This is a genomic window from Rhodococcus sp. Z6_132, from assembly GCF_058133635.1.
The window spans coordinates 955,959-978,959 of the sequence record NZ_JBYUNP010000002.1 but is presented as its reverse complement, the minus strand read 5'-3'; the positions used below and the strand labels follow the sequence as shown (position 1 = coordinate 978,959).

Here is a 23,001-nt window from a genome sequence, read left to right as displayed (position 1 = left end):
CCGTGCTGATTGGATGACGGGGTGAGCACCCCCAACGACAACCCTGTCCTCACCGTGCGCGTCCTGCCGGAGACCCTGCACCGCGCGGCCGCGGAGGTGTTCGGCGGCGCGTACCTCATCGGGCCGGTCACCGACCAGATGTGGGAGCGGTCGCTGCCCATGTACCGGGCCAGCCTGGTGCAGGGCATCGTCGAGGACGACGGCGTGGTCGGCGGCGTCGCGCGCTCCTGGGAGGTGGAGCTGGACGTGCCCGGGGGGCGGGTGCCCGCCGCCGCGGTCAGCAGCGTGGGGGTGCGCGCCGACCGTCGTCGTCGCGGCTACCTGCGGGCCCTGATGCAGGCGCAGCTGCAGACCACCCGCGACAACGGTGCGCTGGTGGCGGTGCTGCGGGCCACCGAGGCCTCCATCTACTCGCGGTTCGGCTACGGCGTGGCCTCCACCTACGCCACCCTGAAGGTGACCCGACGCCGCGCGGTGCTGCGCCCGGGCGCCGCCGCCGAGCGCCGCCTGAAGATGATCACCCCCGAGGCCGCCGTGCGCGAGCTCCCCGCGGTCTACGAGCGCATCCGCACCGCCAGGCCGGGCACCGTGTCCCGGCCCAGCTGGTGGTGGGCGGGGATGGTCGATCGGCACCTGCACAAGGACCGCCCGGTGTGGGTGCTGTGCACCGTGGACGACGACGACCAGGTGGACGGCTTCCTCCTGTACACGGTCAACAACCGGGACGGCTGGGACGACCCGCAGCAGGCCGTGGTGGAGGTGCTCGACCTCCGCGCGGTGGACGAGCGCGTGGAGCTCGCGCTGTGGCAGGCCGCCTTCGGCATCGACCTCTCCGAGCACCTGCTGGCCCACGGCCGTCCGCTCGACCCGGTGCTCGACCTGGCCCTGGTGGACCCCCGTGCCGCGGTCACCACCGACGTCGAGGACGAGACCTGGCTGCGGCTGCTGGACGTGCCCGCGGCGCTGTCCGCGCGCAGCTACGGCGCTGGTGAGCCGGTGGTGATCGGGGTGGACGACCAGCTGATGCCGGACAACTCCGGCCGCTACCGGGTCAGCACCGACGGGGTGCAGCGCACCGACGCCGAGGCCGAGCTGCACTGCGAGGTAGGTGAGCTGGCCGCGGTGTACCTGGGCGGCACCTCCTTCACACAGCTGGCCGCGGCCGGGCGCGTGCGGGGCAGCAGCGAGGTCCTCGCCAGGGCCGACGCCCTCTTCGGCACGCCTCGGCTGCCCTGGAGCGGCACCTACTACTGAGTTCCTCGGCGGCGGTGGCGCTCGCCCCGACCGGGTGGGCGCGGCCGCCTAGAGTGGTCCACCGCTGACGTCCGGTGCGGCGGGAACCAGTGAGGAGAACCGGTGACGCACGTCCTCGTCTACCTGCTGGTTGCGGTGGCCGTGATCGTCCTGGCCGAGGTGGTCGCCGACCGGTCCGGGCTGCCGGTGGCGGCGCTGCTCACGGTGAGCGGCCTGATCTACGCCGCGCTGCCCGGGCCCAACCTCGAGCTCGATCCCGAGGTGGTCCTCACCTTCCTGCTCCCGCCGCTGCTCTACAGCGCGGCGCTGAACTCCTCGCTGTCGGCCATCCGCACCAACCTGCGGGCGGTGATCAGCCTCTCCGTGGTGCTGGTGCTGGTCACCGCGCTGCTCGTCGGGGTGGGGGTGAGCCTGGTGGTGCCCGGGCTGGGGCTGGCTGCCGCGGTGGCCCTGGGCGCCGCGGTCGCCCCACCTGACCCGGTGGCGGCGCTGTCCATCGGGCGCAAGGCCGGGCTGCCGCCGCGGTTGATCACGCTCATCGAGGGTGAGGGTCTGCTCAACGACGCCACCGCGCTGACCACCTTCGCGGTGGCGGTCACCGCCGCCACCACCGGCGGGTTCTCCTACGGCAGCGCGACGGTGGACTTCCTGGCTGCCGCGGCCGGCGGGGTCTTCGTCGGCGTGTCGGTGGCCCTGCTGGTGCGACTGCTGCGCCGCTACGTCAGCGACCCCCTGATGCTCAACGCGATCTCGCTGGCCACGCCGTTCCTGGCCTACCTGCTCGGGGAGGAGGTGCACGTCTCCGGGGTGCTGGCCGTGGTCATCGCCGGCCTGGTGGTCGGCCACGACACGCCGCGGCTGGTGTCCGGGGCGAGCCGGCTGCAGACCAGCGCGGTGTGGCGGCTGGTGGACTTCCTGCTGGAGGGGGCGGTCTTCCTGCTCATCGGCATGCAGCTGCCGCTGATCGTCCGCGACCTCAACCAGTACCCGGTGTCCACCATCGTCGGGGCGTCGGTGGTGACCGTGGCGCTGGTGCTGCTGATCCGGCCCGCCTGGCTGGTGCTCACCCAGTGGCTGCCCCGACGGCTGCGCACCCGCCTCGGGGGCAGCGGTAGCGGCGGCGAGCAGCGCCTCGGGGGCCGCGAGGTGCTGGTGCTCAGCTGGGCGGGCACCCGGGGCGTGATCACCCTGGCCGCGATCTTCTCCCTGCCGCTGCTCACCCAGGCGGGTGAGCCGTTCCCCGACCGCAGCCTGCTGCTGTTCTGCGCGTACCTGGTGGTGCTGGTGACGCTGGTCGGCCAGGGCGTCACCTTCGCCCCGCTGGTGCGGCTGACGGGGCTCCGGGCCGACGTCACCGGCGCGGCGCTGCTGCGCAACGAGGCGCGGGCCGCGGCTGCCCAGGCGGGCCTGGTCCGGCTGAACCAGCTGGACGCCGACGACCAGGTTCCCGCCGACATCATGGAGGGGTCCCGGGCGAACCTGCGGCGACGACTGGCGCGCTACCGCAAGCGGGTGGACCTGCTGGAGTCAGCCGAGGACGGCGAGCTGCCCATCTCCCCGGCCTACGAGGCGGGTCTGCGCGCCCGGCGGGCGGTGATCGACGCCCAGCGGGCCGAGATCCTGCGCTGGCGCGACGCCGGCCGGCTCTCCGACCTCGACCTGCGGGCGCTGCAGCGCGAGCTCGACCACGAGGAGGACATCCTCCCGCACCGGGACCGCTAGGCCAGACTCGCGCCGGGCGGCGCTCCCCGCCCTAGCGCTGCAGCGCGGCCATCGCCTTGACCAGGCGTGCCACGCTGCTCTCCACGCCCCACTGCTCGGCCAGGGCGCTCAGCTCCTCCGGCCGCGCCGGGGTGTTGGGCAGCTCGTCGTCCTTGGACAGCTCGACGTCGGCGTCGCGCACCACCTGCACCACCGGCAGCGCGGCGTCCAGGTAGTCGGCGGCGGCGGTGATCCGCGACCGCGAGGCCCGGGCCATGCCGGAGGCCTCGTCGGCAGCGGCCGCGCGCAGGGCGTCCATGGACTTGTAGGTGAGCAGCAGCTGGGAGGCGGTCTTGGCGCCGATGCCCGCCACCCCGGGCAGCCCGTCGGAGGCGTCCCCGCGCAGCGTGGCCATCTCCGCGTAGGCGGCACCGGCCCGCTCCACGGGCACGCCGTAGCGCTCGGCCACGTCCTCCGGCCCGAACACCTCGGCCTTGGCCAGTCCCCGGCCCACGTAGATCACGCGCACCGGCACGGGGTCGTCGGAGACCACCTGCAGCAGGTCGCGGTCACCGCTGACCACCACCACCGCGTCCCTGCTCTCCCGGGCGGCCAGGGTACCCAGCACGTCGTCGGCCTCCAGGCCCTGCGCGCCGGCGGTGGCGATGCCCGCGGCCGAGAGCAGGTCCATGATCACCGGCACCTGGTGGGCCAGCTGGTCGGGGACCTCCTCGGCGTCCAGCTGGCCGGGGGGACGCTCCTCGGCCACCCGGTGGGCCTTGTAGGAGGGCACCGCCGCCACCCGGAACGCCGGGCGCCAGTCCAGGTCCAGGCACACCGCCAGCCGGTCGGGCTGGGTGCGGGTGATGAGCGTGGCCACCATGTCGGTGAACCCGCGCACCGCGTTCACCGGGCGCCCGTCCGGGGAGGTGAGCGACTCCGGCACGCCGTGGAAGGCCCGGAACCACAGGCTGGCGCCGTCGAGCAGCATGAGGGTGCGCGTCATGGGAGTCGATCCTGCCAGGACGGCGGCGGGTGCTGGGCGGCTACCGTGCAGGCATGAGTGCCGAACGCCTGCCCGCCTCCGTGTACGCCGACCGCCTGGAGCGCGCCGCGGTGGCCGCGGAGGCCGCCGGAGTGGACGCCCTGCTGATCACCCCCGGCCCGGACCTGCAGTACCTGCTGGGCTCGCGGGCCAGCTCCTTCGAGCGGCTGACCTGCCTGGTGGTGCCGGTGCAGGGCGAGCCCGCGGTGGTGGTGCCGCGGCTGGAGCTGGCGGCGCTGCGGCCCTCGGCGGCGGGCGAGCTGGGCCTGGCCGTGCACGACTGGGTGGACGGCGTGGACCCGTACGCGCTGGTCGCCGGGCTGCTGGCCACCCCGGCGCGGGCGGCCGTCAGCGACGCCATGCCTGCCCTGCACGCCCTGCCGCTGGCCGCCGCGTGCGGGGCGCCGCAGGTGCTGGCCACCCCGGTGCTGCGCGGCCTGCGGATGCGCAAGGACGCCGCCGAGCTGGACGCGCTGCGCCGCGCCGGCGCCGCCATCGACCGGGTGCACGCCCGGATGGGCGAGTGGCTCAAGCCCGGGCGCACCGAGGCGGACGTGGCGGCCGACATCGAGGCCGCGATCGTCGCCGAGGGGCACACCGGGGCGGAGTTCATCATCGTCGGCTCCGGCCCGCACGGCGCCGACCCGCACCACGAGGTGTCCGACCGGGTGCTGCAGCCCGGCGACGTGGTGGTGGTGGATATCGGCGGGCCGGTGGACCCGGGCTACTTCTCCGACTGCACCCGCACCTACAGCCTGGGTGAGCCCAGCGCCGAGGTGGCCGCGCAGTACGCGGTGCTGCAGCGGGCCCAGCAGGCCGGCCTGGACGCGGTGCGCCCGGGGGTGCGGGCGGAGGAGGTGGACGCCGCCTGCCGGGACGTGCTGGCGCAGGCGGGGCTGGCCGAGGCGTTCGTGCACCGCACCGGCCACGGCATCGGGCTCTCGGTGCACGAGGAGCCCTACATCGTGGGCGGCAACGACGTCGAGCTGGCCGAGGGGATGGCCTTCAGCGTGGAGCCGGGCATCTACTTCCCGGGTGCGTGGGGCGCACGGATCGAGGACATCGTGCTGGTGACCGCCGACGGCGGCGAGCCGGTGAACGTCCGCCCGCACGAGCTGGCCGTGCTGCCGGGCTGACCTACTCCGGGTGCAGCAGGCTGGCCGAGCCGAGCACCCGGTCCACGGCGATCTGGATGACCACCCGCTCCGGGTTGGGCCGGGGCTGGCGGTACCGCTGCGCGTAGCGGCGCTCACCCTCGGCCACCTCGTCGGCATCGGTGTGCACCGAGGTCACGCCCTCCAGGGTCATCCAACGGGCCCAGTCGACCTGGCACAGCGAGCCGCGCCCACCCCGGGCGGCGTTGCGCGCCTTGAGCGAGCCGCCCCTGGTGATGATCCGGGCGATCGAGCGCTCGGCGTCCCAGGTGAACCCCACGGGCACCACGTGCGGGGTTGTGTCCCCGCGCAGCGTGGTCAGCGAGGCGAGCTGTCGCTCGGCCAGGAACTCGAGGGCCACGGCGGGCAGCGCGGCGGGGGAGGTGGAGGGCACGACCCGACGGTAGCGGCAGCGGGTCTGCCAGACTCCTCGGCGTGAGCGATGGAGCGGTTCTGGTCCTGGGTGGGCGCAGCGAGATCGGCGTGGCGGTGGCACACCGGCTGGTGGCCCAGGGTGCCCGCACCGTGGTGCTGGCCGCCCGGCGCGCCGACGACCTGGTGGCCGAGCGGGAGGCGCTGCTGGCCGCTGGCGCCACCACGGTGGAGTGCCTGGACTTCGACGCCGACGACCTGAGCAGCCACCAGCCGCTGCTGGCCGACGTCGCCGCCCGCCACCACCTGGACGTGGTGCTGGTCAGCTTCGGCGTGCTGGGCGAGCAGGCCCGCGCGGAGACCGACCCGGCGCACGCCGTGGCGGTGGTGCACACCGACTACGTCGCCCAGGTGCACGTGCTCACCGTGCTGGCCACGCTGCTGCGCGCCCAGGGCGACGGGCAGCTGGTGGTGTTCTCCTCCGTGGCCGGGGTGCGGGTGCGCCGCGCCAACTACGTCTACGGCTCGGCCAAGGCGGGGCTGGACGGCTTCGCCAGCGGGCTGGCCGACTCCCTCGTCGGCTCCGGCGTGCACCTGCTGCTGGTGCGCCCGGGCTTCGTGGTGGGCCGGATGACCGAGGGCATGAGCCCTGCACCGTTGTCCAGCACTCCCGACCAGGTGGCCGACGCGGTGGTGGCCGGCCTGCGCCGGCGCAAGGACGTGGTGTGGGTGCCCGGCGTGCTGCGGGTGGCGTTCACCGCGATGAGCCTGCTGCCGCGTCCACTGTGGCGGCGGCTGCCGCGCTGATCCCAGGGGCGTTGGCGTTGACGAACCAGCCCCCGCTGCAACACACTCCGGCGGTGCCCCACCGGTGCGGCACCCCGTCGACAGGAGCGCGCTGATGTCCGAGGTCCACACCGTTCGCGGTCCGGTCGACAGCAGCAGCCTGGGCCGGGTGCTGATGCACGAGCACGTCTTCGTCCTCGACGCCGAGATGCAGCAGAACTACCCCGACTACCTCGACCGGTGGGACGAGGGCGCGCGGGTCGCCGACGCCGTGCACAAGCTGACCGAGCTCAAGGCCCGCGGCATCGCCACGATCGTCGACCCCACCGTGATCGGGCTCGGGCGCTACCTGCCGCGGATCGCCGCGGTCAACGAGCAGGTGGACATCAACATCGTGGCCGCCACCGGCATCTACACCTACAACGACCTGCCGTTCCAGTTCCACTACAACGGGCCCGGCCTGCTGGTGGACACCCCGGAGCCGATGGTGGAGCTCTTCCTGCGCGACCTCCGCGAGGGCATCGCGGGCACGGCGATCCGGGCCGCCTTCCTCAAGTGCGCCATCGAGGCTCCCGGCCTCACCGCGGGCGTGGAGCGGGTGATGCGGGCGGTGGGCCAGGCCCACCAGGAGACCGGGGCGCCGATCACCGTGCACACCAACCCGCACACCCAGTCCGGGCTGGTGGTGCAGAAGGTGTTGGGATCGGAGGGGGTGGACCTGAGCAAGGTGGTCCTCGGCCACTGCGGCGACACCACCGACCTGGACCACCTGTGCGCGCTGGCCGACGCCGGCTCGCTGCTGGGGATGGACCGCTTCGGCCTGGACGTGCTGCTGCCCTTCGAGGAGCGCGTGGGCACCGTGGTGGAGCTGGCCCGCCGCGGCTACGCCGAGAAGATGGTGCTCTCCCACGACGCGGCGTGCTTCATCGACTGGTTCGAGGCCGGCGCCAAGGAGCAGATGGTGCCGCACTGGAACTACAACCACATCAGCGACGACGTGATCCCCGCGCTGCTCGACCGCGGGGTCACCGAGGAGCAGCTGCACACCATGCTGGTGGACAACCCGCGCCGCTACTTCGCGAGCTGACCGCCCGCGCGGGACCCGGCTAGCTGGCCTGGCTGGGGGAGGACATGTGGAAGTCCGGGATCCGCAGCGGCGGCACCTCGGCACGGCTGAACCAGTCCTTCCACTCCCGCGGCAGGGTGCGCTCGGTGGCGCCGGCCTCGGTGGCCCGGCGCAGCAGGTCCAGCGGGCTCTCGTTGAACCGGAAGTTGTTCACCTCGCCGGTGACCTTGCCGTCCTCCACCAGGTACACCCCGTCCCGGGTGAGCCCGGTGACCAGCAGCGACACCGGGTCGACCTCGCGGATGTACCACAGGCAGGTGAGCAGCAGGCCCCGCTCCGTGCTGGCCACCATGTCCTGCAGCGACGCACCGGACCCGCCGGTGATGAGCAGGTTGTCCCCGGGCACCGCCACCGGCGCGTGGAAGCGCTCCGCCTCGGCGCGGGGGTAGGCCAGGGCGTGCACGGCGCCGTCGCGGATCCACTCCACCCGCCCGGCGTCCATCCCGTTGTCGAACACCGAGATCGAGTCGTCGGAGTGGGTGGTGGCCACGAACGGCGGGTACTCCAGGCCCGGCAGGTTGGGGTCGCAGGCCATGGTCAGACCCAGCGTGCCCAGCTGCTCGCCCACCCGGGTGCCGCCCGGCCGCGACAGCGCGGTGTGCCCCTCCTGGGCGCCGCGGCCCTCCATCGCCCAGGCCAGCAGGATCATCAGGTCCGACACCGCCGAGGGGGGCAGCAGCGTCTCGTAGCGGCCGGCGGGCAGCTCCACCGTGCGCCGCCCCCAGCCCAGCCGGGTGGAGAGGTCGGCCAGCAGCGCGGTGAGGTCGACGTCGGTGAAGTCCCGGGTGCCGAGCCCGCCCCACGCGCTGGAGCCGTCGCGCTTGGCGTTCACCTCCACGGTGCCGGCGGGCTGGCTGAAGCGCCGGCGCAGCCCGGTGGAGGAGCCCAGCCAGGTGGTGTGCACCTGGTGCTCGGCGAAGCCGTAGAGCGTGTCCTTGCCGGCAAAGCCCTGGGCCAGCTCGGTGGCCAGCCGGTCGAACACGGCGATGTCGGTCTGCGCGGCCGGAGCGTCCCAGTCGGTGGGGACACCGGAGCCCTCCACCAGCGGGGCCGCGTCGCGGGCGGGGCCGGCGGCACGGGCGGCCTCCTCGCTGGCCCGCACCACCGCGGTGACGTCGGCGCAGTCCACGCTGGACGAGCTGACCACGCCCACCGAGGAGCCGAGCACCGAGACCACCGCCCACTCGCGGGAGGAGCTGAGCCCGTTGGTGGTCATGGTTGAGTTGGCCCAGCGCAGCGTGGCCTCGCTGGACTCGGTGACCAGGACGACGCAGCCGTCCGCCTGCGAGGCGCCCAGCACGAGCTCCACGAGGTCTGGGGCGGTGATCATGCGGACTTCCCTTCCGACTGCGTGTTGAGGATGTTCACCTGGCGGAACAGCGCCGACGGTGCACCGTGGCTGACCGCGGCCACCTGGCCGGGCTGGGCCTTGCCGCAGTTGAACGCCCCGTGCAGCTGCCACGTGGACGGCCCACCCACCGCCTCCATGGCGCCCCAGAAGTCGGTGGTGGTGGCCTGGTAGGCGACGTCGCGCAGCTGCCCGGCCAGCTTCCCGTTGCGGATGCGGTAGAAGCGCTGGCCGGTGAACTGGAAGTTGTAGCGCTGCATGTCGATCGACCACGACTTGTCGCCGACGACGTAGATGCCCTCCTCCACCGCGCTGATCAGCTCGGCGGTGCTGCGGTCGGTGTGCGGGTCCGGCTGCAGCGAGACGTTGGCCATCCGCTGGATGGGCACGTGCTGGGCGGAGTCGGCGTAGGAGCAGCCGTTGGAGCGCTCCAGGCCCATCCGTGGCGCGAACACCCGGTCGAGCTGGTAGCCCACCAGCACCCCGTCGCGCACCAGGTCCCAGCTCTGCGCGGCCACCCCCTCGTCGTCGTAGCCCACCGTGGACAGCCCGTGCGGCTGGGTGCGGTCGGCGGTGACGTGCATGACGTCGGAGCCGTAGCGCAGGGCGCCCAGCTGGTCGGGGGTGGCGAAGGAGGTGCCGGCGTAGGCGGCCTCGTAGCCGATGGCGCGGTCGTACTCGGTGGCGTGGCCGATGGACTCGTGGATGGTCAGCCAGAGGTTGGACGGGTCGATCACCAGGTCGGTGGGCCCGGCCGTCACCGAGGGGGCCCGCACCTTCTCCGCCAGCAGCTCGGGCAGCTGCGCCAGCTCGCCGTCCCAGTCCCAGCGCCCCTGAGCTGGGTCGCCCTGGCCCAGGTACTCCCAGCCCCGGCCGACCGGCGGCGCCAGGGTGGCCATGGACTCGAACGCGCCTGCCTGCTGGTCCACCGTGGTGGCCTCCACGTCGGGCTGCAGCCGCACCCGCTGCTGGGTGATGGTGGAGCCGTGCAGGTCGGCGTAGAACGTCTGCTCCTTGACCTGCAGGCAGCTCGCCGACACGTGGTCGACGCCGTCGGCGGCCAGCAGCCGCTGGGAGAAGTCGGTGAGGCGCTCGATCTTGTCCGCGGTGGGCACCGCGAAGGGATCCACCGCGTAGCCGGACACCCAGGTGACGTCGGCGTACACCGGCTCCGGGGCCAGCACCACCGGGTCACGGTTGAGCGCCCGCAGGGTCTGGGCCACCTGAACCGCCTGCGCTGCTGCGGTGGCCGCGGCGTCGGGGGTGAGCTCGGCTCGGGCGGCGAAGCCCCAGGTGCCGTCCACCACCACCCGCACCGCGAGCCCGACGGTGGCGCCGTCGTTGGCCGACTGCACCGTCCCGTCGCGCAGCCGCAGGCTCTGCGTCTGCGTGCGGTGCACCCGCAGGTCGGCGTGCTCGGCGCCCAGCTCGCGGGCCCGGCTCAGCGCCGCGTCAGCCAGCACGCGCAGGGGCAGGGCGAGGAAGTCAGCGTCAACGTCACGCTCTGTCGCGGGCATGGCGGCAACGCTAGCGGCTCCGTGAGCGCGCCACGACCGGCCTGCTCCCACTACCGTGAGCGCCGTGGCCGTCCAGCACGTCAACCCGGTGACCGTGCTGCTCGTCGACGACCAACAGCTGATGCGCAGCGGTCTCCGCGCGGTGCTCGGCGGACACGACGACCTCACCGTGGTGGGGGAGGCCTGTGACGGCGCCGAGGCGGTGCGGGTGGCGGAGCGGGTGCGGCCGTCGGTGGTGCTGATGGAGCTGCGCACGCCGGGGCCGGCCGGGGTGGAGGCCACCCGCCGCATCGTCGACGCCGGGCTGGCCGCGGTGCTGGTGCTGACCACCCTCGACCACGGCGACCACGCCCTGGCGTGCCTGCGCGCCGGTGCCGGCGGGTACCTGCTCGACGACACCCCGCCGGAGCAGCTGGTGGCCGCGGTGCGCAGCGTCGCCGGTGGTGGCTGGGTGATCACGCCGAGCGTCGCCCACCGGCTGGTGCAGCGCCTGGTCGAGGGGTCGCCCGCCGTGGTGACGGGCCGCCGCGGGACGGACGGCCGCGGGACGGACGGCAGCGGGATGGGCACCACTGGGATGGACACCAGTGCCCTGCAGGTGCTCACCGACCGGGAGCGCGAGGTGCTCACCCAGGTGGCCCGGGGGCTATCCAACGCCGAGGTGGCCACCCGGATGTTCCTCTCCGAGGCCACGGTCAAGACCCACGTGGGCCGGGTGCTGGCCAAGCTGGGGCTGCGCGACCGGGCCCAGGCGGTGGTGCTGGCCTACGAGACAGGGCTGGTGCGACCCGGCGGGCCCAGTGCGACACCAGGTTTCGGGGGTGCCCCAGAACGCCCGACAACTAGGGAATAATCCGGCACATGATTGAAGTGCGCAACCTTTCCAAGTCCTACGGTGCCACCAAGGCCGTCGACGACCTGACCTTCACGGTGCACCCCGGGAAGGTCACCGGCTTCCTCGGCCCCAACGGCGCCGGCAAGTCCACCACCATGCGGATGATCCTGGGCCTGGACCGGCCCACGTCGGGCACCGCGACCATCGGTGGCACGGCCTACCACCAGCTCAAGCACCCGCTGCGCGAGGTCGGGGCCCTGCTGGACGCCAAGTGGGTGCACCCCAACCGCTCGGCCCGGGCGCACCTGCGCTGGATGGCCGCCTCCAACGGCATTCCCGCCTCCCGGGTGGACGAGGTGCTCGGCCTGGTGGGGCTCTCCCAGGTGGCGGGCAAGAAGGCCGGCGGCTTCTCCCTGGGCATGTCCCAGCGCCTGGGCATCGCCGCCGCCCTGCTGGGCGACCCCGGCGTGCTGCTCTTCGACGAGCCGGTCAACGGCCTCGACCCCGAGGGCATCGTGTGGATCCGGCAGTTCATGCAGGCGCTGGCCCGCGAGGGGCGCACCGTCCTGGTGTCCAGCCACCTGCTCAACGAGATGGCCATCACCGCCGAGAACCTCATCGTGATCGGCCGCGGCCGGCTCATCGCCGACTGCACCACCCAGCAGTTCGTCGACCAGGCGAGCTCCGCCACCGTGCGGGTGCGCAGCCCCCAGCTGGACGCCCTGCGGGACAGCCTCCGCCAGCACGGCATCGACCTGCAGCAGGACGGACCCGACGCCCTGCTGGTCAACGGCGTCGGCACCGAGAAGGTGGGCGAGCTCGCTGCGGCAGGCAACATCGTGCTGCACGAGCTGAGCCTGCAGCGCGGCTCGCTGGAGCAGGCGTTCATGCAGCTGACCGGTGGTGACGTGCAGTACCAGTCATCCGTGCCCGCCCACGCGACCCCGCCGGGTCCTGGCCAGGCACCGATCGCCCCCCGCACCGAAATGAGCAAGTCATGAGTCTCCTGCAGGTCGAGCGCATCAAGCTCACGTCCACCCGCTCACCCTGGTGGTGCGCCGCCATCGCCGCGCTGATCAGCTTCGGCTTCGCGCTGCTGTTCGCGTGGTCCTACCGGGGCGACGTGCCCCAGGACGTCCCCGACTACGACCTCACCCTGGTGCTCACCGGGGCATCCGGCATGGGCATGTACGTGATCATGATCATGGCCGCGCTGAGCATCACCACCGAGTACCGCTTCGGCGTCATCCGCACCACCTTCCAGGCCGCGCCCCGGCGCTGGCAGGTGCTGGCGGCCAAGGCCGGCTTCCTGGGCGTGATCGGGCTGGTCCTCGGGGAGATCTTCGCCTTCGGCTCGGTGGCCCTGGCGCGGCTGCTCAACAGCACGGCCCTGCCGGTCAGCAGCGAGGAGGACTGGCGGCTGGTGGCCGGCACCGGAGTCATCTACGGCCTGTCGGCCGTGCTCGCGGTGGCCGTGGGCGCGCTGCTGCGCCAGTCCGCCGGCGCCATCGCGCTGCTGCTGCTGTGGCCGCTGCTGGTGGAGGGCCTGGTCACCCTCATCCCCAAGGTCGGCGACGACATCGGCGAGTGGATGCCCTTCGCCAACGCCAACCACTTCCTCACCGACGGCTTCGTCACCGGCGACTACCCGCTCAGCCCGTGGGGCAGCCTGGTGTACTTCGTCCTCTTCGTGGCCGTGGTCTTCGCCGCCGCCGTCGCGGTGGTCAGCCGCCGGGACGCGTGACTGGGAGAAAAATCGGTGTCCGGCGCGTTGTACGGACAGACACCAACCACCGTCGCCCGCGCGGCGCCCGAGGAGTCCGTATGCCGGTCCTGATCTTCGCCCTGTACGCCGTAGCCGAGGTCGCTGCCCTGATCTGGGTGGGCAGCGCCCTCGGTGTGCTGCCCACCGTCGGGCTGCTGGTGCTGGGCTCCCTGCTCGGCGGGTACCTGCTGCGCCGGGAGGGCCAGCGCGGGATGCAGGCCATCCGCGAGGCGCAGCGCCAGGGGCTGCCGGCGCAGCGGCACCCGCAGGCCGACTACGCCGACGTGGCGCTGCGCACGGGTGGCGCGCTGCTGTTGCTGGTCCCCGGCTTCGTCAGTGCGGTGCTCGGGCTGCTGCTGCTCCTGCCGCCCACCCGCTGGCTGCTGCGCCCGGTGCTCAAGACCGTGGTGGCCCGCCGCGTGCAGGTGATGACCACCAACGCGTTCGCTCGCTTCCCGGGCATGGGTCCGGGCCCGGCAGGTGGAGCCGGCCGCTTTCCCGGCGGCCACCGCCAGGGTGGCTACGGCGACGTGATCGACGGCGAGGTGGTGGAGGTGCACGACGAGGGCCCCTCCGGCCCGCCGCGCACCCCGCTGACCTCCTGACGCACCCGGCCGCCCGGCCCACTCGTCGTGGCCGGCCCCCGCTCGGGCAGACTCGCCGATCGTGAGCACGCAACTCCTGCTGGGCGGTCGTATCTACAGCCCCACTTCCCCTGACGCCACCGCCATGGCGGTCACCGACGGCACCGTGGTGTGGACCGGGATGGACGCGCCCGGCCGGGCGATGCACCCCGACGCCGAGGTGATCGACCTGCAGGGCCGGTTTGTGGCCCCGGCCTTCGTGGACTCCCACGTGCACTGCACCGCGGCCGGGCTGGCACTGAGTGGGCTGGACCTGGCCGGCACCACCTCCAAGGCGCAGTGCCTGGAGCTGGTGCGCGCTCACGCCACGGCCCACCCCGACGCGGTGGTGTGGGGCCACGGCTGGGACGAGTCGCGGTGGAGCGAGCAGCGTCCGCCGAGCCGCGCCGAGCTGGACGAGTGCGTGCCCGGCCGACAGGTGTACCTCTCCCGGGTGGACGTGCACTCCGCGTGGGTGTCCACCCCGCTGGTGGAGCAGGCCACCGGCGTCCGCCAGGCGACCGGCTGGTCCGACGAGGGCCCGCTGAGCCAGGACGCCCACCACCTGGTGCGCGAGGCCGCCCGCGTCCGCCTCACCGCCGCCCAGCGCCGGGCCGCGCTGCTCACCTTCCTCGACCACGCCGCCGCCCACGGGGTGGCCGCGGTGCACGAGTGCGGGGGCGCGGAGATCGCCGGGCTGGAGGACTTCCGCGCGACCCTGACCGCCGACCACGGGGTGCAGGTGCGCGGCTACTGGGGCGAGGCGGTGACCGACGCCGACCAGGCCCGCGACCTGCTCGAGCGCACCGGCGCCGCCGGCCTGGCCGGCGACCTGTTCGTGGACGGCTCCCTCGGCTCGCACACCGCGTGGCTGCACGAGCCCTACTGCGACCTCCCCGAGGCCGGCACCGGCGCGGCGTACCTGCAGCGCGAGGAGATCGCCGCGCACGTGCGGGCCTGCACCCTCGCCGGAACCCAGGCCGGCTTCCACGTGATCGGCGACGCCGGCATGCAGGCCGTGGTGGACGCCATCAGCGACGTGGTGGCCGAGCTCGGCGTGCCCAAGGTCGCCTCACGGGCGCACCGCCTGGAGCACGCGGAGATGATGACCCCCGGGCAGGCCGAGGCGCTGGGCCGCTGGGGCGTGCTGGCCAGCGTGCAGCCCGGCTTCGACGCGCTCTGGGGCGGCAGCGACGGGCTGTACGCGCAGCGGCTGGGCCCCGACCGTGGCGCCCGGCTCAACCCGTACTCCGCGATGGCCTCGGCCGGGGTGGCGCTGAGCCTGGGCTCGGACGCGCCCGTCACCACCCTCGACCCGTGGCGCGCCGTGCAGGCCGCGGTGCACCACCGCACCCCGGGCAGCGCCATCTCCGCCCGCGCCGCCTTCGCCGCCGCCACTCGCGGGGCCTGGCGGGCCGGGGGAGTGCGCGACGGCATGGCCGGCACCCTCACCCCCGGTGCCCCCGCCTCCTACGCGGTGTGGGACTGCGACGAGCTGGTGGTGGCCGCGCCCAAGGACTCCGTGCAGCGCTGGTCCACCGACCCCCGCGCCGGCGTCGCCCCGCTGCCGCGGCTGGACCCGGACGCGGCCCTGCCGGAGTGCGTGCGCACCGTGCACCGCGGGCGCACCATCTACGAGCGCTGACGTGCCCGGCCTGCCCGCCACCCAGCGGCGCCGCTCCTGGCGGCCCCGGCCCCGGGTGCCCTCCCGCGCGGTGGCGCTGCGGTGCCTGGCGGCGCTGGTGGCGGGCGGGCTGCTGTACCTGAGCTTCCCCCCGCGACCGCTGTGGTTCCTGGCGCCGGTGGGCATCGCGGTGCTGTGCGCGGTGCTGCGCGGGACCCGGCCGCGGGCGGGCTTCGGCTACGGGTACCTGGCCGGGCTGGGCTTCCTGGTGCCGCTGCTGCCGTGGGTGGGTGTGTACGTGGGGCCGCTGCCGTGGCTGGCGCTGGCCGCGGTGCAAGCACTGGCGGTCGGCCTGTTCGGGGCGGTGTCCGCCGTGCTGGTGCGGTTGCCGGGCGCTCCGCTGTGGGTGGCCAGTGCGTGGGTGGGCACCGAGTGGCTGCGCTCCTCGGTGCCGCTGAACGGCTTTCCCTGGGGCAAGCTGGCCTTCGGGCAGGCCGACGGGCCGCTGCTGCCGCTGGCGTCGGTGGCGGGCACGGCGGGGCTGAGCCTGGCGGTGGCGCTGATCGGCGCCTGCCTGGCCGCCCTGGTGCTGCACCTGCGGCCCCCACGTGCCCGCGCGTGGGCGGTGCTCGGCTGCGTGCTGGGCCTGCTGGTGCCGCTGGCGCTGGCGGCGACCCTGGCCGGCACCGCTGCCGATCCCACCGAGGGGCGCACGGTGACCGTGGCGCTGGTGCAGGGCAACGTGCCGCGGGAGGGCCTGGACTTCAACTCCCAGCGCCGGGCCGTGCTGGACAACCACGTGGCCGAGACCGAGCGCCTGGCCGCCGACGTCGCCGCCGGGCGGGTGCCCCAGCCCGAGCTGGTGATCTGGCCGGAGAACGCCTCCGACATCGACCCGCTGGCCAACGCCGACGCCACCGCGCTGGTCGCCCGGGCCGCGCGGGCGGTGAAGGTACCCATCCTGGTGGGGGCGGTGCTGGTCAACGCCGACCGCACCACCAGCAACGTCGCCATCGTCTGGGATCCCGCGGCCGGGCCGGGCCAGCAGCACGTCAAGCGGGTGCTGGTGCCGTTCGGCGAGTACCTGCCCGCCCGCGACTTCTTCCGCCACTTCTCCTCCTACGCCGACCTAGCGGGGCGCTTCGTGCCCGGGGACGGCAACGGCGTGGTGGACCTCAACGGGGTGCCGCTGGCGGTGGCCACCTGCTACGAGGTGGCCTTCGACTACCTGGTGAACGACTCGGTGCGCGCCGGGGCGCAGCTGATCACGGTGCCCACCAACAACGCCACGTTCGGGCGCACGGAGATGACCTACCAGCAGCTGGCCATGTCGCAGGTGCGGGCGGTGGAGCACGACCGGGCCGTGCTGGTGGCCGCCACCACCGGTGCCAGCGCGGCCATCGCCCCGGACGGTGCAGTGCTGTCGCAAACGTCACTCTTCACCCCAGCTACCCTGGTTGCGCAGGTTCCGCTGCGGACCACGACTACTCTGGCCACTCGGCTCGGGAACCTCCCGCCAGCAGCGATCAGCACCCTCGCGGTGCTCGCGCTCGGAGCAGCCCTCGTTCGCCCGCGCTGGTCGCGGGGCGACGAGCCGGTACACGACACGGCAACAGCCGACGAGGAGGATGTTCATGGCGGAGCACGATCGTCCGCGCGGGACTGACGGGGCTGCGGGTAGCCCAGCGAGCGCGAGCGTGCTGGTCATCATCCCCACCTTCAACGAGCTGGAGAACCTGGCGAAGATCGTGGGCCGGGTGCACGAGTCGGTGGCTCACGCGCACGTGCTCGTGGTGGACGACGGCAGCCCGGACGGCACCGGTCAGCTGGCCGACGAGCTCTCCGCCGCCGACGACCGCGTGCACGTCATGCATCGCACGGAGAAGTCCGGTCTCGGTGCCGCCTACATCGCCGGCTTCCGCTGGGCGCTGGAGCGCAGCTACGCGGTGATCGTGGAGATGGACGCCGACGGAAGCCACGCCCCCGAGCAGCTGCCGTCGCTGCTGGCCCGCGTGGACGCCGGTGCCGACCTGGTGCTGGGCTCGCGCTACGTGCCCGGCGGCAAGGTGGTCAACTGGCCGCGCCACCGCGAGTGGCTCTCCCGCGGCGGAAACCTCTACTCGCGGCTGGCGCTGGGGGTTGGCCTCAAGGACATCACCGGCGGCTACCGCGCCTACCGCAGGCAGGTGCTGTCCGACCTCGACCTGGAGACCATCGCCTCCCAGGGCTACTGCTTCCAGGTGGACCTGGCCTGGCGCACCATCCAGCAGGGCTTCACCGTGGAGGAGGTGCCCATCACCTTCACCGAGCGCGAGCTGGGGGAGTCGAAGATGAGCGGCAACATCGTCCGGGAGGCGCTGCTCATGGTCACCAAGTGGGGCGTGCGCAACCGCGTGCAGCGCCTCACCGGTCGCCGCTAGGCGCCGGCGGCTCCTCCGTCGGGGTGCGGGCTGCGGCAGCGCGAGGCCATGGCCCGGCCGGCGGTGAGATTGAGCCCGGAGACGCCGCCGGCCGCCCACCCCGAGGGGTGCGCGGCCGGCGGCGTCAGTGCTGGGTCAGGAGGAGCGACGGCGCTGCTTGAGCAGCTCCAGGCGCTCGTTGAGCAGCTCCTCGAGCTCCTCGGTGGAGCGGCGCTCCAGCAGCATGTCCCAGTGGGTGCGCGGGGGCTTGACCTTCTTGGTCTCGGCCGTCGAGCCACCGATCAGCTCGGAGGTCTGCCCGTGCAGGCGGCACTCCCAGGTGGCCGGGAACTCGGCGTCGTCGGCGAAGGGCACCTCGAAGTCGTGTCCCTTGGGGCACTGGTAGCGGGCGGCCTGCCGGGGCGCCAGGTCGTGGTCCCGGTCCGTCTCGTAGCTGACAGCTCCGAGCCTGCTGCCGCGCAACACGCGATCAGCCATGGTGTGTCCTCTCCCTGGTTTGTGGCTACGTGCGGGGGTCGGACGAACCGGTCCCGCACAAGTACTGCATGAGTCTCAACGCGCACGAGGGCATGGACGTTCCCGCCCAGGCCCAGTGCTGGCCTCCCAGTGTCTCAACTAGGGCCAAGCAGAAGCAAACGCCTGTGCGGGGGAGTCGTGGTCCGCGCATCACGGTTGCGCGACGCCGTATCGTGCACGCCCGTGGCGCGGAGACCGGAGTACTGCCTGTGGTGCGGCCGCGAGGTCGCCAACCCCCCTGTCGGCCGGCGCCGGCGCTACTGCAAGCCGTCCTGTCGCCAGCGCGCCTACGAGCAGCGAGTCGCCCTGCGTGCCACCAGCTTCCCCGAGGACGCGGTGGTGCTGACGGCGCAGGAGGTGGAGGCCCTCACCGACCGCGCGTTCCGCCTGCGCTGCGCGGCCGAGGACGTGGCCACCGCGGTGTCCGACGGAGCCGAGCGTGCCGAGCTGGAGCAGCTCTGCGGGGCGCTGGTCGAGCTGGCCGCTGAGGCCGAGCGCTGGCGCTGAACCGGGGTTGACCACGCCGCTCGGCGTGTTGGCTTGCCCCACGCGTGGGGCACAGCGAGACTGGCGAGTTTTGAGTGCCGGTTGTTACTGGTGTGAAATCTGGTTACGGTGTGTCCATCTCGTGATGTACCCCACATCCGCGCTAGCGCGGCTACTGCACTGGAGCGGCTGTGACCACTGCACTCACCAGGACCACCTCGATGAGGCTCGGCGTTCGTCGTCTGCTCGCCGGCATGCTCACCCTGCTGTTCGCGCTCACCACCGCAGCGGTGGTCGGCGCACCCGCCGCTGGTGCTGACCCGAGCGCGGGCGCCTGGAAGGCTCTGCGTGACTGCGAGTCGAGCAACAACTACAAGATCGGTGGCACCAAGTACTACGGGGCCTACCAGTTCGACATGAGCACCTGGATCAGCGTGGGCGGCAACCCCGCCATCACGCCGAACCAGGCCAGCCCCGCCGAGCAGGACTACCGGGCGCTGTACCTCTACCGCAAGCGCGGGTGGCAGCCCTGGCCGCAGTGCCGGGTCAGCAAGGGCCTGGTGGAGGACCGCGACGCGGGCAGCGGCCGCCTCCCCACCTACGCGGAGAGCGCCTACATCGGTGGGGGCGGCACCACCCCCGTCCCCGGGCCCAAGCCGACGGTGCCCGGCACGGCGACGATGGACGAGATCGAGCTGCCCTTCCTCAGCTTCCCGTCCGGCAGCTGCTCCCCGCTGCTGTTCGTGTGGCAGTGGCAGATGAACACCTTCGGCTACGGCCTGCCGCTGTCGGGCTGCAACGACGCCGCCTCGCGCGTCGCGGCCAAGGACCTGCAGCGCACCAACGGCATCACCCAGACCAGCACCATCGGCGGCCTCACCCTGATCGCCGCCTTCTTCGGCACCCCGCCCCGCTAGCGCCGGCCCGGGGTCAGCCCTCCAGCACGGCCCACCCACGGGGAGGCAGCTGGACCTGCCCGGAGGCCAGGTGCCCGGAGCCGCACACCAGGCTGCGGGCACCGGCGCTCGGCAGGGTGACCGCGGTGTCCTCGAGGCTGAGCGCGACGACGACCGACCGGGCTCCGGCGGCGGTCCGCAGCACGAGCTGCCGGTTGTCCAGGTGCACCACGTCGGTCTGGGCCCGGTGCAGCCACGGGTGGCGGCGACGCAGCGCTATCAGGGCCTGGTGTGCGTGCAGCACGTGGCGCGCGGCGGGTTCGAGCTCGTCCTCGGTCGGCGGGTGAGGCGGAAACAGCGGGCGCACGGCCTCGTCACCGCCCAGGCGCTCTTCCTTGATGCCTGTCCAGGCGAGCTCGTCGCCGGCGTACACGCTGGGGGTGCCGGCCACCGTGAACAGCACGGCCAGCGCGTGGGGCACCAGGTCGACGCCGATCGCGGAGGCGATGCGCGTGACGTCGTGGTTGCCCACGAACGTGGAGGGCACGAACGTGGCGAGCAGGTCGTTGTGCCGACGCAGCGCGTGGGCCAGCTCGAAGAGGTTGCGCTCGCCGATGCCGTGCCAGATGCCTTGCCACAGCTCGTACTGAGTCAGGGAGTCCATCGTGGAGGCCCGCACGATCTGCGCGGCGTCGCCGTGGATCACCTCGCCGGAGAACCAGGCACTCGGGTGGGAGCGACGCACCTCGGGGAGCACCCGGGCCCAGAACGCAGGCGGCACCGCGTAGGCGGCGTCCAGCCGCCAACCGTCCGCTCCTCGGTCCAGCCAGTACGTCATGACCCGAGCGACCAGGTCGGCCACGGCCGCGGACTCGTGGTTGAGGGCGACCAGGTGCTCGTGACCCTCGAAGACCTCTGCGCGTACCGGGTCGCCGGGGCGCCAGCCTGCCCAGTCGACGCGGAAGAGCTCCGCTGTGGCCGATGCAGGACCGTGCTGCTCGACCTGCACGAAGGCTGGGTGCGCTCGGCCGACGTGGTTGAAGACGCCGTCGAGCAGCACGCGGATGCCGCGCTGGTGGGCTGCGGCGACCAGGTGGTCGAAGTCGTGCTCGTCGCCCAGGCGCGGATCAATCCGGAAGTAGTCCACGGTGTCGTACCCGTGGGTCTGGGACGCGAAGACAGGGCCCAGCGCGATCCCGTTGAGTCCCAGCGCGAGGACGTGGTCCAGCCACGCCTCGACCCCGTGCAGCCGGTGCGTCACCGCACCTGCTGTCGGGCCGTCGTCGGGCGTGCTGGGTTCCGGGTGGATCGGGGCACCAGTGAAACCCAGTGGGTAGAGGTGCCACCACATCACGTGCTCGGGCCACGCTGTCATCGGTCGGTGCCTCCTTGTTGGTCAAGCATCTGTTGCATGCCGAGCAGGAACAGGCGCAGGTTCATCGCGAGCTGGGCCTCGTCACCCTGGGCACGGCCGACCTCGACCACGCGGCGCAGGGCAGGGTGGGCCGCGTCGTCGCAGTCCGCCAGGGCTCGGCGCAGGTTGGCGAGCCCGGAGTCCTGCCCGCTGCGACGGTGGCGCAGCCGTTCCTGGGCGAGGCCGACGCACAGGAAGGTCAGCGCAGTCACCCCTCGCGCAGCGCACTCCTCGTCGAAGCCCGCTGCCAGCAGTGCGTCCAGGGCCACCTCGACTGGGCGAACGACCACCGGGTCCAGGGGGTCCGCCAGGCTCACGCAGCCGGCCAGCTCACCGGTGGAGACCAGGCTGTCGACGCACGCGCGGGCGAAGTCCGTGCACACCTGGCGCCAGTCCCCGCCCTCCTGCAGACGTGCACTGTCGAAGGAGGACGTGAACAGGTCCGCGGCCACCATCTTCACGAGAGCCTCGCGGCTGCGCACGTGGTGGTGGAGCGCCTTGCGGTCCACCCCGAGCTCATCGGCCACCGCTTGCATGGTGATCGCCCTCGGCGCCAGCGCCCGCGCCGCATCGATGATGGCCTGCCGGTCCAGGCCCGCCCGCTGACCCCGTTGCCGACGTCCCGCTCGTCCCTCGCCAGGGCGACCGGGGCCGCCTGGTTCCGCCGTCACGCGTGGTCACCTCCAGTCTCTATTCCCGGCCGGGAATGTACTCCGGTGCTCGTGTAGAGCCACAGGGGGGAACAAGCTGGCTGCGCAGGTAGTTTAATGTTGGACTATCAACCCAGGAGGGCGGCACCATGCAGTTCGGCATCTTCACCGTCGGCGACGTCACCCCGGACCCCACCACGGGCCGGACCCCCACCGAGCACGAGCGGATCAAGGCGACGATCACCATCGCCAAGAAGGCTGAGGAGGTGGGCCTGGACGTCTTCGCCACCGGCGAGCACCACAACCCGCCGTTCATCGCCTCAGCGCCCACCACCACGCTGGCCTTCATCGCGGCGCAGACCGAGCGCATCATCCTGTCCACCTCCACCACGCTGATCACCACCACCGACCCGGTGCTGATCGCCGAGGACTACGCCAAGCTGCAGCACCTCGCCGACGGCCGGGTGGACCTGATGATGGGCCGCGGCAACACCGGCCCGGTCTACCCGTGGTTCGGCAAGGACATCCGCGACGGCGTCAACCTGGCCATCGAGAACTACGCGCTGCTGCGCAGGCTCTGGCGCGAGGACGTGGTGGACTGGCAGGGCACGTTCCGCACGCCGCTGCAGTCGTTCACCTCCACGCCGCGCCCGCTCGACGGCGTGCCGCCCTTCGTGTGGCACGGCTCCATCCGCACGCCCGAGATCGCCGAGCAGGCCGCGTACTACGGCGACGGCTTCTTCCACAACAACATCTTCTGGCCCATCGAGCACACCCGGCAGATGGTGGCGCTCTACCGCCGCCGCTTCGAGCACCACGGCCACGGCAGCGCCGACCAGGCCATCGTCGGCCTCGGCGGGCAGGCGTTCATGCGCAAGAGCTCCCAGGAGGCCAAGCGGGAGTTCCGGCCCTACTTCGACAACGCGCCGGTCTACGGCCACGGCCCCAGCATGGAGGACTTCACCGCACAGACCCCGCTGGTCGTGGGCAGCCCGCAGGAGGTCATCGACCGCTACCTGACCATGCGCGAGGAGGTCGGCGACTACCAGCGCCAGCTGTTCCTGATGGACCACGCCGGCCTGCCGCTGAAGACGGTGCTGGAGCAGCTCGACCTGCTGGGCGAGGAGGTGGTGCCGGTGCTGCGCAAGGAGATGGCCCTCGGCCGGCCCGCGCACGTCCCGGACGCCCCCACGCACGCCTCGCTGGTCGCGGCGGCGGGTGGCGCGCAGGACGCCACCGTGCCCGGCGTGGACGACGTCACCGGCGCCTCCCCGGCGGCGGCGCGATGACGGCCCGCACCATCGCGGTGGTCAGCGCCGGCCTGCGCGAGCCGCGGGCGCGCGGGGTGGACCCGTTCGCCGACCCGGTTCCGTTCGACCAGCTGGTGAGGGGCGCCGCCGCAGGGTGACCCGCGGGGTGTGGCGCAGACCGCAGCGGGAATAAGTTAGGCTAACCAAACCAAGGTTAGG

The 23,001-nt window shown here is 73.1% G+C and carries 23 protein-coding genes; 16 read left to right on the top strand and 7 right to left on the bottom strand.

From position 1 onward, the window contains the following. The first annotated feature begins 21 nt into the window (after window positions 1-21). Both AC3YO9_RS11305 and AC3YO9_RS11300 read left to right on the top strand, forming a co-directional pair. Window positions 22-1,254, top strand: a complete 1,233-nt coding sequence (locus AC3YO9_RS11305) for a GNAT family N-acetyltransferase (RefSeq protein WP_489983210.1) — start codon at window positions 22-24, stop codon at window positions 1,252-1,254. 102 nt (window positions 1,255-1,356) lie between these two features. Next, window positions 1,357-2,976, top strand: coding sequence for a Na+/H+ antiporter (locus AC3YO9_RS11300; RefSeq protein ID WP_127782930.1), 1,620 nt, complete (start codon window positions 1,357-1,359; stop codon window positions 2,974-2,976). A 31-nt stretch (window positions 2,977-3,007) separates the two neighbouring features. Here the strand turns inward: AC3YO9_RS11300 and AC3YO9_RS11295 are convergent, their stop codons facing one another. After that, the gene (locus AC3YO9_RS11295) at window positions 3,008-3,961 is read right to left on the bottom strand and encodes a 5'-3' exonuclease (RefSeq protein ID WP_489983209.1); all 954 of its coding nucleotides are present in this window, start codon (window positions 3,959-3,961) and stop codon (window positions 3,008-3,010) included. Between the two features lie 53 nt (window positions 3,962-4,014). Here AC3YO9_RS11295 and AC3YO9_RS11290 point away from each other — a divergent pair, with 53 nt between their 5' ends. Continuing rightward, a complete protein-coding gene (locus AC3YO9_RS11290) occupies window positions 4,015-5,136 on the top strand; it encodes a M24 family metallopeptidase (RefSeq protein ID WP_489983208.1) in 1,122 nt (373 codons plus the stop codon). A gap of 1 nt (window position 5,137) precedes the next feature. On the opposite strand, the gene AC3YO9_RS11285 is transcribed toward AC3YO9_RS11290, so the two are convergent. Continuing rightward, the gene (locus AC3YO9_RS11285; RefSeq protein ID WP_489983207.1) at window positions 5,138-5,548 is read right to left on the bottom strand and encodes a PPOX class F420-dependent oxidoreductase; all 411 of its coding nucleotides are present in this window, start codon (window positions 5,546-5,548) and stop codon (window positions 5,138-5,140) included. Between the two features lie 41 nt (window positions 5,549-5,589). Between AC3YO9_RS11285 and dprE2 the strand changes: the two genes are divergently transcribed. Both dprE2 and AC3YO9_RS11275 read left to right on the top strand, forming a co-directional pair. Next, complete coding sequence (dprE2, locus tag AC3YO9_RS11280; protein WP_489983206.1) at window positions 5,590-6,333, top strand: decaprenylphospho-beta-D-erythro-pentofuranosid-2-ulose 2-reductase; 744 nt, start codon at window positions 5,590-5,592, stop codon at window positions 6,331-6,333. A 94-nt stretch (window positions 6,334-6,427) separates the two neighbouring features. Next, entirely contained in the window at window positions 6,428-7,399 is a 972-nt protein-coding gene (locus tag AC3YO9_RS11275; RefSeq protein ID WP_489983205.1) for a phosphotriesterase family protein, read from the top strand. 19 nt (window positions 7,400-7,418) lie between these two features. Here AC3YO9_RS11275 and AC3YO9_RS11270 read toward each other — a convergent pair whose 3' ends face one another. Together AC3YO9_RS11270 and AC3YO9_RS11265 are read right to left on the bottom strand one after the other, a co-directional pair. After that, window positions 7,419-8,768 (bottom strand): metallopeptidase TldD-related protein, encoded by a 1,350-nt coding sequence (locus AC3YO9_RS11270; RefSeq protein WP_489983204.1) that lies wholly within the window; start codon window positions 8,766-8,768, stop codon window positions 7,419-7,421. Beyond that, window positions 8,765-10,303, bottom strand: a complete 1,539-nt coding sequence (locus AC3YO9_RS11265; RefSeq protein WP_489983203.1) for a TldD/PmbA family protein — start codon at window positions 10,301-10,303, stop codon at window positions 8,765-8,767. Before AC3YO9_RS11265 ends, AC3YO9_RS11270 begins: the two co-directional genes overlap by 4 nt. Before the next feature lie 64 nt (window positions 10,304-10,367). Here AC3YO9_RS11265 and AC3YO9_RS11260 point away from each other — a divergent pair, with 64 nt between their 5' ends. From AC3YO9_RS11260 to AC3YO9_RS11230, 7 genes are all read left to right on the top strand, one after another. Further along, window positions 10,368-11,156: a LuxR C-terminal-related transcriptional regulator gene (locus tag AC3YO9_RS11260; RefSeq protein ID WP_489983202.1), complete on the top strand. Its 789-nt coding sequence runs from the start codon at window positions 10,368-10,370 to the stop codon at window positions 11,154-11,156. An 8-nt stretch (window positions 11,157-11,164) separates the two neighbouring features. Continuing rightward, a complete protein-coding gene (locus AC3YO9_RS11255) occupies window positions 11,165-12,139 on the top strand; it encodes an ABC transporter ATP-binding protein (protein ID WP_489983201.1) in 975 nt (324 codons plus the stop codon). After that, window positions 12,136-12,882, top strand: coding sequence for an ABC transporter permease (locus tag AC3YO9_RS11250; RefSeq protein WP_489983200.1), 747 nt, complete (start codon window positions 12,136-12,138; stop codon window positions 12,880-12,882). The genes AC3YO9_RS11255 and AC3YO9_RS11250 overlap by 4 nt, the downstream gene beginning before the upstream one ends. An 80-nt stretch (window positions 12,883-12,962) precedes the next feature. Further along, window positions 12,963-13,508: an FxsA family protein gene (locus AC3YO9_RS11245; RefSeq protein ID WP_489983199.1), complete on the top strand. Its 546-nt coding sequence runs from the start codon at window positions 12,963-12,965 to the stop codon at window positions 13,506-13,508. 61 nt (window positions 13,509-13,569) lie between these two features. After that, window positions 13,570-15,171, top strand: coding sequence for an amidohydrolase (locus AC3YO9_RS11240; RefSeq protein WP_489983198.1), 1,602 nt, complete (start codon window positions 13,570-13,572; stop codon window positions 15,169-15,171). A gap of 10 nt (window positions 15,172-15,181) precedes the next feature. Beyond that, the gene (lnt, locus tag AC3YO9_RS11235; RefSeq protein WP_489983470.1) at window positions 15,182-16,816 is read left to right on the top strand and encodes an apolipoprotein N-acyltransferase; all 1,635 of its coding nucleotides are present in this window, start codon (window positions 15,182-15,184) and stop codon (window positions 16,814-16,816) included. Then, on the top strand, window positions 16,785-17,570 hold the full coding sequence (locus AC3YO9_RS11230; RefSeq protein ID WP_127782940.1) for a polyprenol monophosphomannose synthase: 786 nt from the start codon (window positions 16,785-16,787) through the stop codon (window positions 17,568-17,570). Before lnt ends, AC3YO9_RS11230 begins: the two co-directional genes overlap by 32 nt. 135 nt (window positions 17,571-17,705) lie before the next feature. On the opposite strand, the gene AC3YO9_RS11225 is transcribed toward AC3YO9_RS11230, so the two are convergent. After that, complete coding sequence (locus AC3YO9_RS11225) at window positions 17,706-18,047, bottom strand: RNA polymerase-binding protein RbpA (protein WP_127782941.1); 342 nt, start codon at window positions 18,045-18,047, stop codon at window positions 17,706-17,708. A 222-nt stretch (window positions 18,048-18,269) separates the two neighbouring features. Between AC3YO9_RS11225 and AC3YO9_RS11220 the strand changes: the two genes are divergently transcribed. Both AC3YO9_RS11220 and AC3YO9_RS11215 read left to right on the top strand, forming a co-directional pair. Then, the gene (locus AC3YO9_RS11220) at window positions 18,270-18,593 is read left to right on the top strand and encodes a hypothetical protein (RefSeq protein ID WP_489983197.1); all 324 of its coding nucleotides are present in this window, start codon (window positions 18,270-18,272) and stop codon (window positions 18,591-18,593) included. A 170-nt stretch (window positions 18,594-18,763) separates the two neighbouring features. Further along, on the top strand, window positions 18,764-19,489 hold the full coding sequence (locus AC3YO9_RS11215; RefSeq protein WP_489983196.1) for a transglycosylase family protein: 726 nt from the start codon (window positions 18,764-18,766) through the stop codon (window positions 19,487-19,489). Window positions 19,490-19,502: 13 nt separating this feature from the next. Here AC3YO9_RS11215 and AC3YO9_RS11210 read toward each other — a convergent pair whose 3' ends face one another. Together AC3YO9_RS11210 and AC3YO9_RS11205 are read right to left on the bottom strand one after the other, a co-directional pair. Next, window positions 19,503-20,843, bottom strand: a complete 1,341-nt coding sequence (locus AC3YO9_RS11210) for an alpha-amylase family glycosyl hydrolase (protein WP_489983195.1) — start codon at window positions 20,841-20,843, stop codon at window positions 19,503-19,505. Further along, entirely contained in the window at window positions 20,840-21,553 is a 714-nt protein-coding gene (locus AC3YO9_RS11205) for a TetR/AcrR family transcriptional regulator (protein WP_489983194.1), read from the bottom strand. The genes AC3YO9_RS11210 and AC3YO9_RS11205 overlap by 4 nt, the downstream gene beginning before the upstream one ends. A 128-nt stretch (window positions 21,554-21,681) precedes the next feature. Here AC3YO9_RS11205 and AC3YO9_RS11200 point away from each other — a divergent pair, with 128 nt between their 5' ends. Beyond that, on the top strand, window positions 21,682-22,821 hold the full coding sequence (locus AC3YO9_RS11200) for an LLM class flavin-dependent oxidoreductase (RefSeq protein ID WP_489983193.1): 1,140 nt from the start codon (window positions 21,682-21,684) through the stop codon (window positions 22,819-22,821). Continuing rightward, complete coding sequence (locus tag AC3YO9_RS11195; protein WP_489983192.1) at window positions 22,818-22,940, top strand: hypothetical protein; 123 nt, start codon at window positions 22,818-22,820, stop codon at window positions 22,938-22,940. Before AC3YO9_RS11200 ends, AC3YO9_RS11195 begins: the two co-directional genes overlap by 4 nt. The last annotated feature ends 61 nt before the right edge of the window (window positions 22,941-23,001 follow it).

Excerpts from the sequence above, each read along its gene's own strand:
- AC3YO9_RS11195 (WP_489983192.1), top strand. The coding sequence starts at position 22,818 with ATGACGGCCCGCACCATCGCGGTGGTCAGCGCCGGCCTGCGCGAGCCG.
- AC3YO9_RS11250 (WP_489983200.1), top strand. The coding sequence starts at position 12,136 with ATGAGTCTCCTGCAGGTCGAGCGCATCAAGCTCACGTCCACCCGCTCA.
- AC3YO9_RS11295 (WP_489983209.1), bottom strand. The coding sequence starts at position 3,961 with ATGACGCGCACCCTCATGCTGCTCGACGGCGCCAGCCTGTGGTTCCGG.
- AC3YO9_RS11270 (WP_489983204.1), bottom strand. The coding sequence starts at position 8,768 with ATGATCACCGCCCCAGACCTCGTGGAGCTCGTGCTGGGCGCCTCGCAG.
- AC3YO9_RS11245 (WP_489983199.1), top strand. The coding sequence starts at position 12,963 with ATGCCGGTCCTGATCTTCGCCCTGTACGCCGTAGCCGAGGTCGCTGCC.
- AC3YO9_RS11255 (WP_489983201.1), top strand. The coding sequence starts at position 11,165 with ATGATTGAAGTGCGCAACCTTTCCAAGTCCTACGGTGCCACCAAGGCC.
- AC3YO9_RS11230 (WP_127782940.1), top strand. The coding sequence starts at position 16,785 with ATGGCGGAGCACGATCGTCCGCGCGGGACTGACGGGGCTGCGGGTAGC.
- AC3YO9_RS11290 (WP_489983208.1), top strand. The coding sequence starts at position 4,015 with ATGAGTGCCGAACGCCTGCCCGCCTCCGTGTACGCCGACCGCCTGGAG.
- AC3YO9_RS11210 (WP_489983195.1), bottom strand. The coding sequence starts at position 20,843 with ATGACAGCGTGGCCCGAGCACGTGATGTGGTGGCACCTCTACCCACTG.
- AC3YO9_RS11275 (WP_489983205.1), top strand. The coding sequence starts at position 6,428 with ATGTCCGAGGTCCACACCGTTCGCGGTCCGGTCGACAGCAGCAGCCTG.
- AC3YO9_RS11265 (WP_489983203.1), bottom strand. The coding sequence starts at position 10,303 with ATGCCCGCGACAGAGCGTGACGTTGACGCTGACTTCCTCGCCCTGCCC.
- AC3YO9_RS11225 (WP_127782941.1), bottom strand. The coding sequence starts at position 18,047 with ATGGCTGATCGCGTGTTGCGCGGCAGCAGGCTCGGAGCTGTCAGCTAC.
- AC3YO9_RS11200 (WP_489983193.1), top strand. The coding sequence starts at position 21,682 with ATGCAGTTCGGCATCTTCACCGTCGGCGACGTCACCCCGGACCCCACC.